This is a genomic window from Thermus arciformis (assembly GCF_900102145.1).
Taxonomy (GTDB): Bacteria; Deinococcota; Deinococci; order Deinococcales; family Thermaceae; genus Thermus; species Thermus arciformis.
On the sequence record NZ_FNBC01000008.1, the window covers coordinates 15,026 to 30,768 of the forward strand.

The 15,743-nt window shown below is 68.9% G+C and carries 15 protein-coding genes; 2 read left to right on the forward strand and 13 right to left on the reverse strand.

What is annotated here, in order from left to right:
• Positions 1-3: 3 nt before the first annotated feature.
• Genes BLP62_RS04340 through coaE form a run of 3 tightly spaced genes read right to left on the reverse strand, consistent with a single transcriptional unit; the run spans position 4 to position 1,707 of the window.
• A complete protein-coding gene (locus tag BLP62_RS04340) occupies positions 4-411 on the reverse strand; it encodes a SufE family protein (protein WP_093006221.1) in 408 nt (135 codons plus the stop codon).
• A 5-nt stretch (positions 412-416) separates the two neighbouring features.
• Positions 417-1,097: an SDR family oxidoreductase gene (locus BLP62_RS04345; protein WP_093006223.1), complete on the reverse strand. Its 681-nt coding sequence runs from the start codon at positions 1,095-1,097 to the stop codon at positions 417-419.
• 4 nt (positions 1,098-1,101) lie between these two features.
• Positions 1,102-1,707, reverse strand: a complete 606-nt coding sequence (gene coaE / locus BLP62_RS04350) for a dephospho-CoA kinase (protein ID WP_093006225.1) — start codon at positions 1,705-1,707, stop codon at positions 1,102-1,104.
• Here coaE and BLP62_RS04355 point away from each other — a divergent pair, their 5' ends adjacent.
• Positions 1,708-3,003 carry an HD domain-containing protein gene (locus tag BLP62_RS04355; protein WP_093006227.1) on the forward strand — a complete coding sequence of 432 codons (1,296 nt, stop codon included), beginning with the start codon at positions 1,708-1,710 and terminating at the stop codon, positions 3,001-3,003.
• The gene (amrB, locus tag BLP62_RS04360; RefSeq protein ID WP_176758137.1) at positions 2,957-4,069 is read left to right on the forward strand and encodes an AmmeMemoRadiSam system protein B; all 1,113 of its coding nucleotides are present in this window, start codon (positions 2,957-2,959) and stop codon (positions 4,067-4,069) included. The genes BLP62_RS04355 and amrB overlap by 47 nt, the downstream gene beginning before the upstream one ends.
• Positions 4,070-5,476: 1,407 nt before the next feature.
• Here the strand turns inward: amrB and rnr are convergent.
• From rnr to aroE, 10 genes are all read right to left on the reverse strand, one after another.
• The gene (rnr, locus tag BLP62_RS04370; protein WP_093006231.1) at positions 5,477-7,714 is read right to left on the reverse strand and encodes a ribonuclease R; all 2,238 of its coding nucleotides are present in this window, start codon (positions 7,712-7,714) and stop codon (positions 5,477-5,479) included.
• Between the two features lies 1 nt (position 7,715).
• Positions 7,716-8,960, reverse strand: coding sequence for an aspartate aminotransferase family protein (locus tag BLP62_RS04375; RefSeq protein WP_093006233.1), 1,245 nt, complete (start codon positions 8,958-8,960; stop codon positions 7,716-7,718).
• A 9-nt stretch (positions 8,961-8,969) separates the two neighbouring features.
• The gene (locus tag BLP62_RS04380) at positions 8,970-9,368 is read right to left on the reverse strand and encodes an acyl-CoA thioesterase (RefSeq protein ID WP_093006235.1); all 399 of its coding nucleotides are present in this window, start codon (positions 9,366-9,368) and stop codon (positions 8,970-8,972) included.
• Positions 9,347-9,631, reverse strand: coding sequence for a 30S ribosome-binding factor RbfA (gene rbfA, locus BLP62_RS04385; RefSeq protein ID WP_093006237.1), 285 nt, complete (start codon positions 9,629-9,631; stop codon positions 9,347-9,349). The genes BLP62_RS04380 and rbfA overlap by 22 nt, the downstream gene beginning before the upstream one ends.
• Positions 9,632-9,635: 4 nt before the next feature.
• Positions 9,636-10,943 (reverse strand): phosphoglucosamine mutase, encoded by a 1,308-nt coding sequence (glmM, locus tag BLP62_RS04390; protein ID WP_093006239.1) that lies wholly within the window; start codon positions 10,941-10,943, stop codon positions 9,636-9,638.
• 24 nt (positions 10,944-10,967) lie between these two features.
• Positions 10,968-13,469: a DNA polymerase I gene (gene polA, locus BLP62_RS04395; RefSeq protein WP_093006241.1), complete on the reverse strand. Its 2,502-nt coding sequence runs from the start codon at positions 13,467-13,469 to the stop codon at positions 10,968-10,970.
• Position 13,470: 1 nt separating this feature from the next.
• Positions 13,471-14,046 carry an IMPACT family protein gene (locus BLP62_RS04400; protein ID WP_093006243.1) on the reverse strand — a complete coding sequence of 192 codons (576 nt, stop codon included), beginning with the start codon at positions 14,044-14,046 and terminating at the stop codon, positions 13,471-13,473.
• Entirely contained in the window at positions 14,043-14,477 is a 435-nt protein-coding gene (locus BLP62_RS04405) for a type II toxin-antitoxin system VapC family toxin (protein ID WP_093006245.1), read from the reverse strand. Before BLP62_RS04405 ends, BLP62_RS04400 begins: the two co-directional genes overlap by 4 nt.
• Positions 14,455-14,730, reverse strand: a complete 276-nt coding sequence (locus tag BLP62_RS04410; RefSeq protein WP_093006247.1) for a hypothetical protein — start codon at positions 14,728-14,730, stop codon at positions 14,455-14,457. Before BLP62_RS04410 ends, BLP62_RS04405 begins: the two co-directional genes overlap by 23 nt.
• A 181-nt stretch (positions 14,731-14,911) precedes the next feature.
• A complete protein-coding gene (gene aroE / locus BLP62_RS04415) occupies positions 14,912-15,703 on the reverse strand; it encodes a shikimate dehydrogenase (RefSeq protein ID WP_093006249.1) in 792 nt (263 codons plus the stop codon).
• Between the last annotated feature and the right edge of the window lie 40 nt (positions 15,704-15,743).

The following is a 15,743-nucleotide window of genomic DNA, read 5'->3' on the forward strand; positions in this document are numbered from 1 at the left end:
GGGCTAGAGGGCCTTTCGCACCTGGTCCTGCAGGCGGAGGAGGGCGGCCTCGAGGCCCCTAAGCCTCAAGGGGGTAAAGAGCTCCTCCAGCCCCGCCCCCCGGTAAAACCCCGGGGGGACGGCGAGGACCGCCTCGGGGGGTTCGCCCTCGAGGCCCTCCTTCAGGAGGCCGGCGAAGGCCTTCACCGTGGGGGCCTCGTCGGGGACCATGAAGTGGAGGCGCACCCTCCCCTCCTCCACCTCCGCCTTCAGGAAGAAGGGGGTCTGGCACTCGGGCACCCGCTCAAGCTCCACCCCGGGAGGGGGCGGGGGCACCTTCTTGGCGTAGTCCAGGAGGACCTGGGCCTTGAGCTCCTTGGGCAAGGCGCGGAAGAGGTCCAAAGCGGCTTGCAGGCGTGGGGGCAGGCTCATCTTCCTTAGCTTACCCGGGTGGGGCGGAGCTCCACCTCGCTCACCAAGGCCCGCTCCGGCATCTCCAGGGCGAAGCGCACCGCCTCGGCCACGTCCTCTGGGGCGAGCTTCCAGGAGGCCCCCGGAACGTTCCCGGCGAAGCCCGTGTCCACCGAGCCCGGCAGGACGTTCACCACCCGCACCCCCACCTCCCTCAGCTCCAGCATGGCCGCCCCCATGAGGCCCAGAAGGCCGAACTTGCTGGCGTTGTAGGCGGCCCCGCCCTTGAAGGGGTTCTTCCCGGCGAGGCTTCCGATGTTCACCACCACCCCCCGGGCGCGAAGGAGGGCGGGCAGGGCCGCCTTCAGGCCCAGGAAGGGCCCCACCAGGTTCACCTCCAAGACCTCCCGGAACTCGGCCTCGGAAAGCTCGGCGAGGGGCTTCATGACGCCGATTCCGGCGTTGTTCACCAGGGCGTAGAGCCCGCCGAAGGCCTCCTCCATCCGGGCCACGGCCCTCGCCCAGTCCTCCCCCCGGCGCACGTCCCCGGGGAGGGCCAAGGCCCCTTCCCCAAGCGCCTCCGCCAGGGCCTGAAGCCGGGCCCCGTCCCGGGCAAAAAGCCCCACCCCATAGCCCCTTCCGTGGAGGAGGCGGGCCGTGGCCTCCCCGATGCCCCGGCTCGCCCCCGAGATGAGCACGGCGCGCATGGCCTCAGGATAGCCCAAAGCGGGCCCGGATTTCCCCGAGGAGGGCCCGGGTCCTTTCCTCAAGCTCCTTAAGGGTCCCGGTGTTCTCCAAGACCCAGGTGGCCCGCCTGCGCTTCTCCTCCTCGGGCATCTGGGCCCGCTCCCGGGCCAGGACCTCCTCCCGGGAAAGCCCCGAGCGCGCCATCACCCGCCTCACCCGCGCCTCCAAGGGGGCCGCCACCAAGAGGGTTCCGTGGAGCCTCCCCTCCCACCCCTTCTCAAAGAGGAGGGGGATCTCCAGAAAGACGAGGGGGGCCTCGAGGCGGGAAAGCTCCTCCCCAAGAAGCCGGCCCACCTCCGGGTGGACCACGGCCTCGAGGGCCTTAAGCTTCTCCGGGTCGGAGAAGACGAGCCGGGCGAGGGCCCTCCGGTCCAACCTCCCCCCCACCACCGCCTCGGGGAAGAGGCGCCTAAGCTCCGCCTCCTTGTTCTCCCGGGCCCGGGCGGCGAGGGCGTCCAGGTCCAAGACGGGGTAGCCCCAGGACCTGAGGAGGGCGGCCACGGTGCTCTTGCCGCTGCCGATGTTCCCGGTGATGCCGATAATGATGGGGTGCTCCGGCTGATCCGCCATATGGACTTCCCCTTTTATACCCCCAAGGACGCCTTCCCCGTGGGCGGGGCGGTGCGGGACCTCCTCCTGGGAAGGCGCCCCAAGGACCTGGACTACGCCGCCTTGGACCCGCAAAAGGCGGCCGAGGAGGCGCAAAGGCGCCTCGGGGGAAGCCTCTTCCCCCTGGACCCCGAGCGGGGCCACTTCCGCCTGGTGGTGGGGGAAAGGACCCTGGACTTCACCCCCTTGGAGGGGAGGCCGGAAGAAGACCTCCTCCGGCGGGACTACCGCCTAAACGCCCTCCTCTGGAGGCGGGGCGCGGTCTTTGGCCTAGAGGGGGTGGAGGAGGACCTGAGGCGGCGCCTCCTCGTCCCCGTGCGGGAGGAAAACCTCTACCAGGACCACCTGCGGAGCCTCCGGGGGGTGCGCCTTTCCGCCACCTTGGGCTTCGGGCTTCCCCGGAGGACCCGGGAGGCCCTTGGCCGCCACGCCCGGTTCCTCCAGGCCCACCCCGAGGCCATTCCCGCGCGGGAAAGGGTGAGGGAGGAGCTTGCGCGGCTCCTCCTCTCCCCAAAGGCGGCCTACGGCCTCCGCCTTCTGGAGAGGGTAGGGCTCCTTGGGGTCTACCTCCCCGAGCTCGCCCTCCTCGTGGGCCTCCATCAAGGCGGGGTGCACCACCTCCCCGCTTGGGAGCACACCTTGAGCGTGGTCTTCCACCTCCTCTGGCTCTGGCCCGAGGCCCCCCTCGAGGCCCGCCTCGCCGCCCTCTTCCACGACGTGGGCAAGCCCCTCACCCGCCGCTTTGACCCCGAGGTGGGCCGCTTCCGCTTCCTGGGCCACGCCGAGGTGGGGGCGGAGATCGCCCGGGCAAGCCTCCTTTGGCTCCGCTTCCCCAAGGAGGGGGTGGAGCGGGTGGCGGGCCTCGTGCGCCGCCACATGGACCGCCCCCCCGAGGAGAGGAAGGCCCTCCGCCGCTTCCTCCTGAAGCGTCAGGACCTCCTCCCCGACCTCGTCTACCTCATGGCGGCGGACCGCCTGGCGGCGAAGGGCGTGGAGGCCGAGGCCTGGGAGGTGCTCGGGCGCTACGGGGAGGCCCTGAAAGACCCCCTGCCGCAAAGGCCCCTCCTCTCCGGGGAGGAGGTGATGGCCCTTCTGGGCCTGCGGGAAGGCCCCGAGGTGGGAAGGGCCCTGAAGGCCCTCCTCGAGGCCCAGGCGGAGGGCCGGGTGGGGACCGAGGAGGAGGCCCGGGCCTTTCTCCTATATTGGAAGGGTGGAAGGGAGGCTCAGGCTTCGGGAACCCCAGATCACCCCCGTTGAGGGGGGCTTTCTGGTCTCCGACCCCTACGGGGTCTACGAGAAGCCCCTGGCCCTCACCGAGGGCGGGCTTTTCCTCCTCTCCCTCATGGAGGGGAGGACCCTGGAGGAGGTGCAGGAGGAGGTGTTCAAGCGCCACGGGGTCCTGGTGCCGAGGAAGGAGCTGGAAGAGCTGGCGAAGGCCCTGGAGGAGGCGGGCCTCCTCCTCACGGAAAGGGTGGAGGCGAGGCTTAGGGAGGAGGAAGAGAGGCTCAGGCGGGAGCGGCCCATGCGCCTCGCCGGGCTTTCCTACCCCCAAGGGGAGCGGGAGGCCCGGGCCTTCCTCGAGGCCTTCCGGGCGAGCTACCCCGGGGAAGGAAGGGAAGCGGAGGTCCTCCTCATGCCCCACCTGGAGCCAAGCCGGGTCCCCGAGGTCTACGGGGCGGCCCTCGCCGCCTTGGAGAAGACCCCGCCCCCTGAGCGCGTCTACCTGGTGGGGGTCGCCCACAGGCCGCTTAAGGAGAGGGCCGCCGCCCTCCCCGTGCCCTTCCAGACCCCCTTCGGCCCCGCCCTGCCGGACCTCCCCGCCCTCCAGGCCCTGGACGCCCTCCTTCCCTTTGAGCTCTTTAACACGCCCCTCGCCTTCCGGGAGGAGCACAGCCTGGAGCTTCCCCTCTTCTTCCTGAAGGGGCGGTTCCCCGAGGCCCGCGTCCTTCCCCTCCTCGTGGGGCGGCGAAGCCCGGAGCTCGGGGAGGCCCTCAAGGTGGTCCTGCGGGACTTCCCGGGGCTTCTCGTCCTCGCTGTGGACCTCTCCCACGTGGGGCCCCGCTTCGGGGACCCTCCCCTCACCCGCCCCCTGGCGGAGGAGGCGAGGCGGCGGGACCTGGGCTTCCTGGAACGGATCGCGGAAGGGGCGCCGGAGGCCGCCCTCGCCCTCCTCGGGGAAAACCCCACCCGCATAGACGGGGTGGAGGTGGTGGCAAGCCTCCTCCCCCTCCTCCGGGGAAGGAGGGGCGAAGTCCTGGCCCACCGCCTGGACCTCGAGGCCCCCACCCTAAGCGCCGTGGGGGCGGGGACCCTGGTCCTCTAACCAGGACCCCAGATTTGGAACCGCGCGAAGGCCCGGGCGCCGAACCGCCCGGGCCCCTTTTCTGGAAGCGCTCCTTTGGGAAAGGGCCCGGAAGGTGGGTGGAAAGGCGCGCCGGGGCCTGCGTGGAAGCCTCCTAGCGCGAGGGGCACAGACCTTCACCCACGACAATCCCCTTACGGGGCTCAATTCCTCGCAACGAGAAGAAGGACGCCCAAACCCTCCGCCGCGAGCTTCTGTCGCAATCTCCTTACGGGGCTCAATCTCTTGCAATTCTCCTGGGGGAGCGTTTGCGGGCCATCAGAGCCGTTCAAAACGCTTGTCTATGAGTCCATAGAGGCTATCTGTGAACTCGCCATAACATGTGATGATGGCCCCCTGGCCCTGATTGAGAGCGCTACAGGTAGCTTTAGCCGGACTTGTAGCTCCGAGGGCGCGGAACGCGATGAGGGGATACGTGATGAGCTCCACCGTGGTTTCGGACGCTCGGACCACTTGCCAGCGCTCAAACCATTGGTGGGGCTGAATGGAAGGAGCTTCGGCCATCAGATAGGCGATCAGCTCCTGGGCCGTTGCCTTGTAGACGGGACGGGGTTGAGTTACTGAAGGTGCGCAAGCGCTCAGGGCCAACACGAACAAAAGCCATATCCGCCGCATATTCACCTCCTACATGTCGCAATCCCCTTACGGGGCTCAAGCTCTTGCAACGGGAGAGGATTGGGTACACCAATACCTACCGCCTCAACCTGTCGCAATCCCCTTACGGGACTCAAGCTCTTGCAACCCGTGGAGGAGTCGCTTAGTTCCGCGGGCCTCGACCCCGTCGCAATCCCCTTACGGGGCTCAAGCTCTTGCAACGGTGGAGGTGATGGAGATGCGGCGGTGGCAAATGGTGTCTGAGTCGCAATCCCCTTACGGGGCTCAAGCTCTTGCAACTCTACCCCCCTCAGAACCCCGTCCTGGACGGCACCGCTAGAGGGGGGGGTTTGTGAGAAAGATGAAGCTTGGAATATGCACACGGCGAATAACGGGGTTTTTCGGGGGTTTGGGCCGATGGCAAGCCACAGGAGGAAGGGGCGATGAGAAGGGGAAAGCGCATATTCGCCTTCGGCAAGAGGAAAACTGGCTTTCAAGGTCCCCACCCGGAGGTCCGGGTTAGGGGGAGTATAGCACACACCGCAACGTTGGGCCAGGTCAAAATTTCGGTGAAGAAAGGGCTCCTGCACTGAGCTTTACTTTTCAAAGTCCAAAGAAAGCCGGTTGCATCGTAATTTTGCTGACAAGTATAGCCAAGGCCCGCCCTATCGCCAGAGGTAAAAGGGCGTGTACTCCCCCCGTCCCAAAAGGGCCGCCTTCAGCCGCTGGGCCTGCACTCCCCCAGGGGGTTGCAGAACCCCAGGGGGTGGGCACTTAGCGGCGCCGCTTCCTGCGGGCCCGGGTCCTCGCCGGGCGGGACTCTTGGGACTCCTTAGGGGTCCACTCGCCGAAGTAGATGGTGTTCACCGTGGCCCGTTCGGGACGGGTGTCCCGGGTCCTGTCCTTGGGGGGTCCTACCACTTTGCGCATATCCTCCTCCTTTTCCTTCTTCCTTTTGCCTGGGGTCTTGACCTCCCCTTGGGCTTCCACGTAGGGCACCAGGTCCACCTGGCGAAGCCTGGGGTTGGCGGCGGCGATGACCACCTCCATCTCGTCCCCCAGGCGGATCCTCTTCCCCTTGGGGCCAAGGAGGGCCATGGCCTCCTCGCTGTAGGTGTAAGGCCCCAGGGCCTCGAGGCGCACCAGGCCCTCCACCCCGTTGGGCAGGGTCACGAAGGCCCCGAAGTTCGCCACCCCCGTGACCTTCCCCAAAAAGCGCTCCCCCACGTGGAGCTCGGCCCACTTGGCCATGTAGTACTTGGTGAGCTCCCGCTCGGCGGCCTCGGCCTTCCGCTCCATCTCCGAAGCGTGGTCGGCGACGGCGGGGAAGGCCGTAAGCCACCTGGCCTTCCGCCCCTGGGTGAGGGTGCGGCGCAAGGCCGCCTTCAGCACCCGGTGGACCACCAGGTCCGGGTAGCGGCGGATGGGGCTCGTGAAGTGCAGGTAGTGCTCCATGGCGAGGCCGAAGTGGCCCAGGTTCTCCGCGGCGTAGCGGGCGAGGCGCAAGGAGCGGAGGACGAGGGAGGCCACCACGGGCTCCTCCGGGCGGCCCTTGGCCTCCAGGAGGACCCGCTGCAACGCCTTGGAGGAGACCTCCTCGGGAAGACTGTAGCCGAGGCGGGCCAGGGCCAGCCGTAGCTTGCCGTAGGCCTCCTCCAAGGGCTCCTCGTGCACCCGGTAGAGGCCGGGAAGGCCCTTTTGCACCAGGTGCTCGGCCACGAGCCGGTTGGCGAGGAGCATGAGCTCCTCAATGAGGCTTCTGGCCTTGGGCTCCGCCTGGGGGATGAGGTGGAGCACCCCTTCCTCCACCTCCACCTTCACCTCGGGGAAGCTGAAGTCCAAGGCGCCCTCCTCCAGGCGCTTCTCCCGCATCCTCTGCGTGAGGTCCAGAAGGAGGCGCAGGTCCTCCGCCAGGAAGGCGTGCTCCTCGGGAAGGCCGAACCCCTCGGCGAAGGCCTCCACCTCGGTGTAGGTGAGGCGGGCCACGCTCCGGATGACCCCTTCCCGGAAGCGGACCCGCTTGACCTTTAGGTCCTCCGTGAGGTCCACGAGGACGGAGAGGACCAGGCGGTCCTCCCCCGGCCTCAAGGAGCAAACCCCGTTGGAAAGCCTTTCGGGAAGCATGGGGAGGACCCGCCCCGGGAGGTAGACGCTGGTGCCCCTTAGGAAGGCCTCCTGGTCCAGGGGGCTTCCCTCCTTCACGTAGTGGGAGACGTCGGCGATGTGGACCCCGATGCGGTAGCCCCCGGGCAGGCGCTCCACGTGGATGGCGTCGTCAAAGTCCTTGGCGTCCACCCCGTCTATGGTGAAGACGCGAAGGCCCCTGAAGTCCTCCCGCCTCGCAAGCTCCGCCTCGGGGATCTCCAGGGGGATGGCCTCGGCCTCCCTCAGCACCTCCTCGGGGAACTCGGCGCGAAGGCCGTACTTGGCGATGACGGCCTCCGTCTCCGTCTCGGGGGCCTCCCCCTCCCCCAGGTACGCCAGGAAGGTCCCGTAGGGGCGCTTGCCGTAGTGGACCTGGACCACGATGCGGCTTCCCCGCTTCAGGCCCTCGAGGCCCTCGGGGGAAAGCCTGAGCTCGGGAAGCCCGGGCTCGTCGGGGAGGAGGAGGGCGTACCCCTTGCGGAAGTCCAGCCTCCCCACCACCCGCTCCCGCGCCCGCTTGAGGACCCGCTCCACCACCCCCCAGGGCCTCCCGTCCCGCCCCGGGGGCATGAGGCGGGCCTCCACCAGGTCGCCCGGCCAGGCGTCCTGGGTGTACCCCGGGGGGATGAAGAGGTCCCCCTCGGGGAGGCGGACGAAGCCGTACCCGTCCCGGTGGAGGCTTAGGGGCCCCTGGACCTTCTGGGGGAGGGCGTAGCGGCTTCCCCGCTTCTCCAGGAGGCCTTCCCGCACCAAGGCCCCGAGGTAGGCCTTGGCCTCCCGCTTGGAGAGGCCGAAGCGGTGGAGGATCTCCTCCAGCCGGTGGGGCCTCCCGGTTTTCTTGAAAAACTCTAGAAGGGTTTCCTGCATTCTATCCTAGAAGGCCCTCGAGGGTCCTTTCCGTGGCCATAAGGGCCTCGGAGAAGGCGGCGAGGGCCTCGTCCGCGTGCTCCTTGCCGATGATGAGGGGGGGCTCGAGGCGCACCACCTTGGGGTTATTCAGGCCGAAGGCGGTGAGGACCCCCCTCTCCGCCAGCTCCGCCACCACCAGGGCGCCGATGTCGGCGTCCGTGAACTCCACGCCCAGCATGAGCCCCCGCCCCCGCACCTCCTCAATGAGGTGGGGGTGCCGCGCCTTCAGGGCCTTCAGGCCCTCCATCAGGTACCCGCCCACCTCCAGGGCCCGGCCCGGAAGGTCCTCCTCCAGGGTGACCTGGATGGCCGCAAGGGCCGCGGCCGCGGCCAGGGGGTTCCCCCCGAAGGTGGAGGAGTGGAAGAGGGGGTTAGTCTTGAAGACCTCAAAGACCTCCCGCCGCCCCACGCAGGCCCCGATGGGCATCACCCCGCCCCCCAGGGCCTTGGCCAGGGTCATGAGGTCCGGGGAGACCCCCTCCCAGTCCACCCCGAAGAGCCTACCCGTGCGCCCGAGGCCCGTCTGCACCTCGTCGGCGATCATGAGGACGCCCTTTTCCCGGGTGAGCTCCCGCACGCCCCTCAGGTACCCCTCGGGGGGCACCCGGATCCCCCCTTCGCCCTGGATGGGCTCCACGATCACGGCGGCGGTGTCCTCGTCTATGGCCGCCTCCAGGGCCTTCAGGTCCCCGTAGGGCACCACCTTGACCCCGGGGAGGAGGGGCCTTGCGGGGTCTTGGTACTCGGGCTTGGGGGTGAGGGAGAGCGCCCCCATGGTCTTGCCGTGGAACCCCCCCTGGGTGGTGACGATGCCGGGCTTGCCGGTGTAGGCCCGGGCGAGCTTGATGGCCGCCTCCACCGCCTCGGCCCCGGAGTTGCCGAAGAAGACCATCTCCAGGCCCTCGGGGGTGATCTCGGCGAGCCTTGCGGCGAGCCTGGCCGTGGGCTCCGAGACCAGGACCCGCACGGACATGGGCATGCGGTCAAGCTGCCGCTTCACCGCCTCCACCACCTTGGGGTGGCGGTGGCCCAGGTTCAGGGTGCCGTAGAGGCCTAGGAAGTCCAGGTAGCGCTTGCCCTGGGTGTCCCAAACGTAAGGGCCTTCGGCGTGGGACTCCACCCGGTCTAGCCCGGTGAAGCGGAGAAGCCCGGCGAGGCCTGGGTTGATGTGCCGCTCAAAGAGGGTGAAGGCGTCCAAGTCCATGCCCCAATGCTACCTTAAGTGTAGCACGCTCAAGGCCCGGTAGAGGTCCTCCGGGATGCGGGCCGCCCTTCCCCCCACCTGGCAGAGGTGGCGGGTGAAGCCCTCGGCCAAAAGGACCCCCTCCCGCTCCACCCGGTAGCGGAAGAGGAGGGCCCGGGAGGAAAGCTCCGCGAGGCGGGTCCGGACCTCCACCTCCTCCCCGAAGCGCGCCGGGGCGCGGAAGGTGAGGCCGAGCTCCACCACGGGGAAGAAGACCCCCCTGGCCTCCACCCGGTGGTAGGGAAGCCCCGCCCGCTCCAGGAAGTCCACCCGGGCGGCCTCGAGGTAGACGGCGTAGACCGCGTGGTGGACCACGCCCATCTGGTCCGTCTCGGCGTAGCGGACCTTTATGCGGGTGACGCTCTCCACGGCAGAAACTCCAACCGGGGCAAGCGGCGCAGGCGCACCCGCCGGGCGAGGGCGGAAAGAAGCCTCCCCTGGGCGTGGCGCAGGGCCTCCAAGGCCCTCTCCTCCTCCTGAAAGGCCTCCACGTAGACGGAGAGCACCCGGCCGTCCGGGGAAAGGCGCACCGACTCCACCGTGAGGAGGAAGAGCCTGGGGTCCTCCAGCTCCCTGATGGCCTCGGCCAGGGCCCTTAGGAGCTTCTCCTCGAGGTGGGCCTTCCCGTACACGCCCTTAGCTTACCCCCTGGTCCAGGGAGGCCACCAGGTGGGCGAGCTCCCGCGCCACCTCCTCCGCCCCCTCCTCCGCCTCCACCATGACCCGGACCACGGGCTCCGTGCCCGAGGGGCGGACGTTCACCCGGCCCCTCCCCCCTAGCCGGGCCTCGGCCTCGCGGACGGCCTCCCCAAGCCTCGGGTCGGCCATCACCTTGGCCTTGTCGGAGACCCGCACGTTGAGGAGCACCTGGGGGTAGAGGGGAAGCGCCTCGTACCAGTCGGCGAGGTCCCCGCCCAGAGCCTTGAGGGCCTTCAGGGTGAGGAGGGCGGTGAGGAGGCCGTCCCCCGTGGTGTGGTGGCGGAGGAAGATCACGTGCCCCGAGGGCTCGCCTCCCAGGGCGAGGCCCGTCTCCTTGAGCTTCTCCAGGACGTACCGGTCCCCCACCGCCGCCCGGTGGAAGGCGAGGCCCCTTTCCTTGAGGGCCACCTCCAAGGCCATGTTGCTCATCACCGTTCCCACCACGCCCTTCTCCCCAAAGGCTAAGGCGGCGAGGTAGAGGACGTGGTCCCCGTGGAAGAGGCGCCCCTTGCGGTCTATGAACTGCACCCGGTCCCCGTCCCCGTCAAAGGCGAGGCCCAGGTCCAGCCCGAGCTCCACCACGAAGCGGCTCAAGGCCTCGGGGTGGGTGGAGCCGCACCCCCGGTTGATGTTCCGGCCGTCCGGGGTGTTGAAGAAGGCCATGACCTCGGCCCCCGCCCTCTGGAAGAGCTTGGGCCCGATGCGGTAGGTGGCCCCGTGGGCGAGGTCCAGGCCCACCTTGAGCCCCGTGAGGTCCGGGGCGTGGGCGAGGAGGAAGTCCAGGTACATCCTCTCCGCCTCCCGGAAGTCCCCCACGGTGCCGATGCCCCGGGTAGGGTGGTCTTCCGAAAGAAGCCGCTCAATCTCATCCTCGGCCTCGTCGGGAAGCTTCTCCCCCGTGGGCCCGAAGAACTTGATGCCGTTGTCCTGGTAGGGGTTGTGGCTCGCGGAGATCATGGCCCCCGCCGTGGCCTTCAGGGCCTTGGTGAGGTGGGCCACCCCGGGGGTGGGGAGGACCCCCAGGTGCTCCACCCGCACCCCCTGGCTCATGAGCCCCGCGGCCAGGGCGGCCTCCAGGAGGTCCGAGGACTCCCGGGTGTCCTTGGCCAGGAGGACCACGGGCCTCTTCTCCTGAGCAAGGAAGTAGGCCCCCGCCGCCTGGCCGAGCTTTAGGACAAAGTCCGGGGTCAAGGGGGGCTTTCCCGCCTCCCCCCGCACCCCGTCGGTGCCGAAGTAGCGCCTCATGGCGGCCACTATACCAGGGCTCCTTCAGCCCTTGGCGGAAAGCCAGTCCTCCCCCATCCCCACCTCCACCTCCAGGGGCACCGCCAGGGGGTAGACCCCCTCCATCACCTCCTTGGCCAGGGCGGCCACCTCCTGGGCCCGGTCTTTAGGCGCCTCGAGGACCAGCTCGTCGTGGACCTGGAGGAGCATGCGGGCCCCCGTCCCCTGGAGGCGGGGGAAGAGCTTCACCATGGCGAGCTTCATGAGGTCGGCGGCGGTGCCCTGGACGGGCATGTTGAAGGCCATGCGCTCGGCGGCCTCCCGGACGCTCTTCACCCGGGCGTTGAGGTCGGGCACGTAGCGCCTTCTTCCGAAGAGGGTCTCCACGTAGCCCCGCGCCCTCCCCTCCTCCAGGGTCTTCTCTATCCAGGCCTTCACCTTGGGGAAGCTCTGGAAGTAGCGCTCAATGAAGGCCACCGCCTCCTCGTAGGGGATGGAAAGCTCCTGGGAAAGCCTGTGGGCGGACATGCCGTAGAGGACGCCGAAGTTCACCGTCTTGGCCGCCCGGCGCATCAGGGAGTCTATGGCCTCCGGGGGGACGCCGAACATCCAGCTTGCGGTCTGGGTGTGGATGTCCTTCCCCTCCTGGAAGACCCTTATCAGGTTCTCGTCCCCCGAGAGGTGGGCGAGGACCCGGAGCTCTATTTGGCTATAGTCCAGGGCCAAAAGGAGGTGGCCCTCCTCGGCCACGAAGGCCCGGCGGATCCTCTGGCCCAAGGGGGTGCGGATGGGGATGTTTTGCAGGTTGGGGTCGGAGCTAGAAAGCCTTCCCGTGGCCGTGGCCGTCTGGTTGAAGCGGGTGTGGAGGCGGCCCGTCTTGGGGTGGACGAGGCCCGGGAGGGGGTCTATGTAGGTGCTCTTGAGCTTGGTGAGCTCCCGGTACTCCAGGATCTTCCCCACGATGGGGTGGGCCTCCCGGAGGGCTTCCAGCACGGCGGCGCTGGTGGAGCGCTTGCCCGTCTTCTCCGTCTTGCCGATGGCGGGAAGCCCGAGCTCGTCAAAGAGGACCCTTTCCAGCTGGTCCCGGGAGTTCAGGTTGAAGGGGTGGCCCGCCAGGCGGAAGACCTCCTCCTCTATCCTCCCTATCTCCGCCTCCACCTCCAGGGAGAGGGCCTTTAGGTAGGCCACGTCCAGCCGGACCCCGGTGGCCTCCATGTGGGCCAGGACCCGGGAGAGGGGCTTTTCCACCTCGTGATAGAGCCAAAGGAGCCTCTCCTCCCCCTGGAGGCGCCCGAGGAGGTTCTGCTGGAGCCTCTCCGAGAGAAGGGCCCGCTGGGCGGCGTCCTCCGTCCACTCCCCCCCGTAGCGCCGCGCCACCCCCTCGGGGGTGGTGTTGGAGGGGTCCAGGAGGTAGGCGAGGAGCATGGGGTCGTCCCCTGGGGCCAGGTCCAGCCCCTCCCTCGAGGCCAAGACGGCGAGGTCCTTGGCCAAAAGCCCCCGGGCCTCCTTCAGGTCCTTTAGCCCCGCCAAGGGGTCCTCCGCCCGGTGCACCCGGCCCTCCTTGGAGGCGGCGAGGGCCTTGAGCTCGGCCCACATGGGCTCGGGCCGGGAGAGGACGAAGCCCACGAAGGCCCCTTCCGGCGGGGGCCAGGGGGCCTCCTCCGCCGCCACGGGGCCTTCCAGCAGGCCGAACTCGTGGAGGAGGCTTCCGAACTCAAGCCGCTCCAGAAAGGCCCGAAGCCCCTCCCAATCGGGCTCCCTCCGCCTTTGGAAGTCCACCTCCAGGGGGAGGTCGGTGCGCACCCGGGAGAGCTCCAAGGAGAGCCTGAGGTCTTCCAGGTGGGCTTGGATCTTCTCCCGGACGCTTTCCGGCTTCACCCGGTCCAGGTTCTTGAGGAGGTTTTCCAGGCTTCCCCACTCCTTGAGGAGCTTGAGGGCCGTCTTCTCCCCTATTCCCTTCACTCCAGGGAGGTTGTCGGAGGGGTCCCCCACCAGGGCGCGGAAGTCCACCCACTGCTCGGGCCTGAGGCCGTACCTCTCCCAAAGCCACTCCGGGGTGATGAGGTGGCCCTCGGGGTGGAGGATGTGGACGCGCTCGGAAAGGAGCTGGTAGAGGTCGCGGTCGGCGGTGAGGATGCGCACCTCGTACCCCTCCCCTTCCGCCTTCTTGGCCAAGGTGGCGAGGACGTCGTCCGCCTCGTAGCCGGGGACCTCGAGGCGGACTAGCCCCAGGAGGTCCACGAGCTCCTTGATGAGGGCGAGTTGCCGGGGGAAGTCCTCGGGGGTGGGGGCCCTCCCCGCCTTGTAGGCCTCGTAGGCCTCGTGGCGGAAGGAGGGGGCCTTGGCGTCAAAGACCACGATGACCGCGTCCCCGTCCTCTTTTAGGGCCTTGAGGAGGCTTTTGGCGAAGCCGTAGACCGCCTGCACGGGCTCGCCCCGGCTCGTGGTGAGGCCTTTGAGGGCGAAGAAGGTGCGGTAGGCCAGGTGGTGGCCGTCCACCAGGAGGACCCGGCCCTTGGGCTCAAAGAGGGGCAGCATCGGCTCCATGCTACAGGAGGACCGCCCGCCCCCGGGTGGCGTCCCGGAGGGCCTTGAGGAACCCTTCCCGCTCGGGCCTCGGGAGGAGGAGGGCGAAGCGCACGCCCTCCGGGGTGTAGGCCTCCTCGGCCTCGAGGCCAAGGCCCCGGAGGAGGGCGTGGACCCGGCCCACCTCGGCGAAGGGCACGAGGAAGGCGAGCCCCACCCGCTCCACCAGGGGGACCTTGGGCGCCCGCCTTAAGGCCTCCGCCGCCACCCCCCCGTAGGCCCGCACCAGCCCCCCGGCCCCGAGCTTCACCCCGCCGAAGTAGCGCACCACCAGCACCGCCACCCGGTCCAGGCCTTGGGCCTCTATGGCGTGGAGGATGGGCTTCCCCGCGGTGCCCGAGGGCTCCCCGTCGTCAGAGAAGCGGTAGAGGGGGCCGATCTTGTAGGCGTAGCTGTTGTGGGTGGCCTCCGGTTCCCGGTTCTCGGCCAAAAACGCCAAGGCCTCCTCCTCCGAGGCCACGGGGGCGGCCTTGGCGATGAAGCGGCTCTTCCGGACCTCCTCCTCGTAGACCACCTTGTCCGCCAGGGTGAGGCTCATGCTTCCTCTAGACCTTTGACCCCGGGGAAGCCCAACGCCCTTAGGCCTTGGACCAAACGGGCATCGGCCGTCCAGAGGAGGGCCCTCTTCCTCTCGGCCAGGGCCACATAGAAGGCATCGTAGGCCCGCGCCTGGCCCAGCTTAGATGCCCAGCGCAGGGCGGGGAGGGCGAGTTCCTCGTCTTTGGCATAGATCCAGGGGAGTTTGAGAAGCAGGTCCAAGGCCCTTTCCGCGGCCTCCTGGGTCAAGGCGCCGTGGAAGGAGGCCCGCCGAAGGGCCGAGGCCACCTCGGCGGCGAAGAGCCGGGGGACGAAGAGGGGCCTCTCCTCCACCACGGCCCGCCGGAGGAGCCTCTGGGCATGTTCCCGCAAGGGATGGCCCGTGGCCGCGGCCACGGCCACGGAAGCGTCAAGGACCCAGGCGCTCGTCATGGGCCCGCCTGTCCTCTTCCATGAGGTCTTGCCCCACGGGGGCTTCCCCGCCGAGGTGGCTTAGCTCCTCCAGAAGGGCGAGGTAGTCTTCCTTTCGCTTGGCCTCCTCGGCGAGGCCTCGGGCCACGAGCTCCTTCAAGGCCTCGCTGGCGCTCACCCGTCGTCCACGGATGAGGGCGAGCCTTCGCGCCAGGCGCTGGACCTCGGCCCACTGGTCCTCCTCCAGCACCACCTGAACCCGGTGAAGCTTCATCCTCACCACCTTATACCCTTTCTCCGCCTTCCTTCGCTCGGCTAACCCGAGGACCCTTTGCCGGGGCCCCCATGCTGGCCCTAAGTGCCCGCACTTGATTTCGCCACATGGAACGCCGGAGGTAGGGCTCTGCGAAGCCTCTTTTGGGGCCCCCGCTCTGGCGCAAGCCAGCGCGGGGTACTTAAACCCCCAAGGCCCTAAGGGCCGCCTCCTCCATGCCCGAGGGGTCCGGGAGGAGGCCCGTCCAGATGCGGAAGGCCAAAGCCCCCTGCCAGGCGAGCATGGGAAGGCCGGTCTGGACCTTTAGGCCCCGCTCCTTGGCCTCCCGCAGAAACCGGGTCCAGAGGGGGCGGTAGACGAGGTCCACCGCCGCCCCCTCCTCCGGGAGGAGTTCCGGCGGCAAGGGGGTGGCCCCAGGGTCGCCGAGCCCCACGCTGGTGGCGTTCACGAGGAGCCGGGCCTCCTTCGCCTTCTCCAGGGGGACAGCCCTTAGGCCGAACTCCTCCGCCAGGGCGAGGGCCCGCTTTGGGGTGCGGTTCCAGACCCAGACCTCGAGCCCCGCCTCCTTCAGGGCGAAGGCCACGGCCCGGCCCGCCCCCCCGGCCCCCAGGACCAAGGCGGGGCCTTTTAGGGGGATGCCCCCCGCCTTGAGGGCCTCGAGGAAGCCCGGGGCGTCGGTGTTAAAGCCGAAAAGCCTTCCCTCCACCTGGAGGGCGGTGTTCACCGCCCCGATCCTCTGGGCCTCGGGGGAGGCCCAGTCCAGGTGGGCCAGGGCCGCCTCCTTCAGGGGGAGGGTGAGGTTGACCCCCCGGAAGGCCCGACGCACCTCCTTTAGGCGCCCGGGCAAGGCCTCCAAGGGGGTTTCCCAGGCCTCGTACCTGCCCTCAAGCCCCAGGCTTTCCAGGGCGAAGGCGTGCATGGCGGGGGAGAGGGAGTGGGCCACGGGGTGGCCCAGCACGGCGAAGCGCAGCATCCTCCTAAGGATAGCGGGGAGGAACCCTCTCTTGCTTCCG

Coding starts and splice junctions, on each gene's coding strand:
- BLP62_RS04405 (WP_093006245.1), bottom strand. CDS start 14,477: ATGACGAGCGCCTGGGTCCTTGACGCTTCCGTGGCCGTGGCCGCGGCC.
- BLP62_RS04340 (WP_093006221.1), bottom strand. CDS start 411: ATGAGCCTGCCCCCACGCCTGCAAGCCGCTTTGGACCTCTTCCGCGCC.
- BLP62_RS04410 (WP_093006247.1), bottom strand. CDS start 14,730: ATGAAGCTTCACCGGGTTCAGGTGGTGCTGGAGGAGGACCAGTGGGCC.
- glmM (WP_093006239.1), bottom strand. CDS start 10,943: ATGAGGCGCTACTTCGGCACCGACGGGGTGCGGGGGGAGGCGGGAAAG.
- BLP62_RS04400 (WP_093006243.1), bottom strand. CDS start 14,046: ATGAGCCTCACCCTGGCGGACAAGGTGGTCTACGAGGAGGAGGTCCGG.
- rnr (WP_093006231.1), bottom strand. CDS start 7,714: ATGCAGGAAACCCTTCTAGAGTTTTTCAAGAAAACCGGGAGGCCCCAC.
- coaE (WP_093006225.1), bottom strand. CDS start 1,707: ATGGCGGATCAGCCGGAGCACCCCATCATTATCGGCATCACCGGGAAC.
- aroE (WP_093006249.1), bottom strand. CDS start 15,703: ATGCTGCGCTTCGCCGTGCTGGGCCACCCCGTGGCCCACTCCCTCTCC.
- BLP62_RS04355 (WP_093006227.1), top strand. CDS start 1,708: ATGGACTTCCCCTTTTATACCCCCAAGGACGCCTTCCCCGTGGGCGGG.
- BLP62_RS04345 (WP_093006223.1), bottom strand. CDS start 1,097: ATGCGCGCCGTGCTCATCTCGGGGGCGAGCCGGGGCATCGGGGAGGCC.
- polA (WP_093006241.1), bottom strand. CDS start 13,469: ATGGAGCCGATGCTGCCCCTCTTTGAGCCCAAGGGCCGGGTCCTCCTG.
- BLP62_RS04375 (WP_093006233.1), bottom strand. CDS start 8,960: ATGGACTTGGACGCCTTCACCCTCTTTGAGCGGCACATCAACCCAGGC.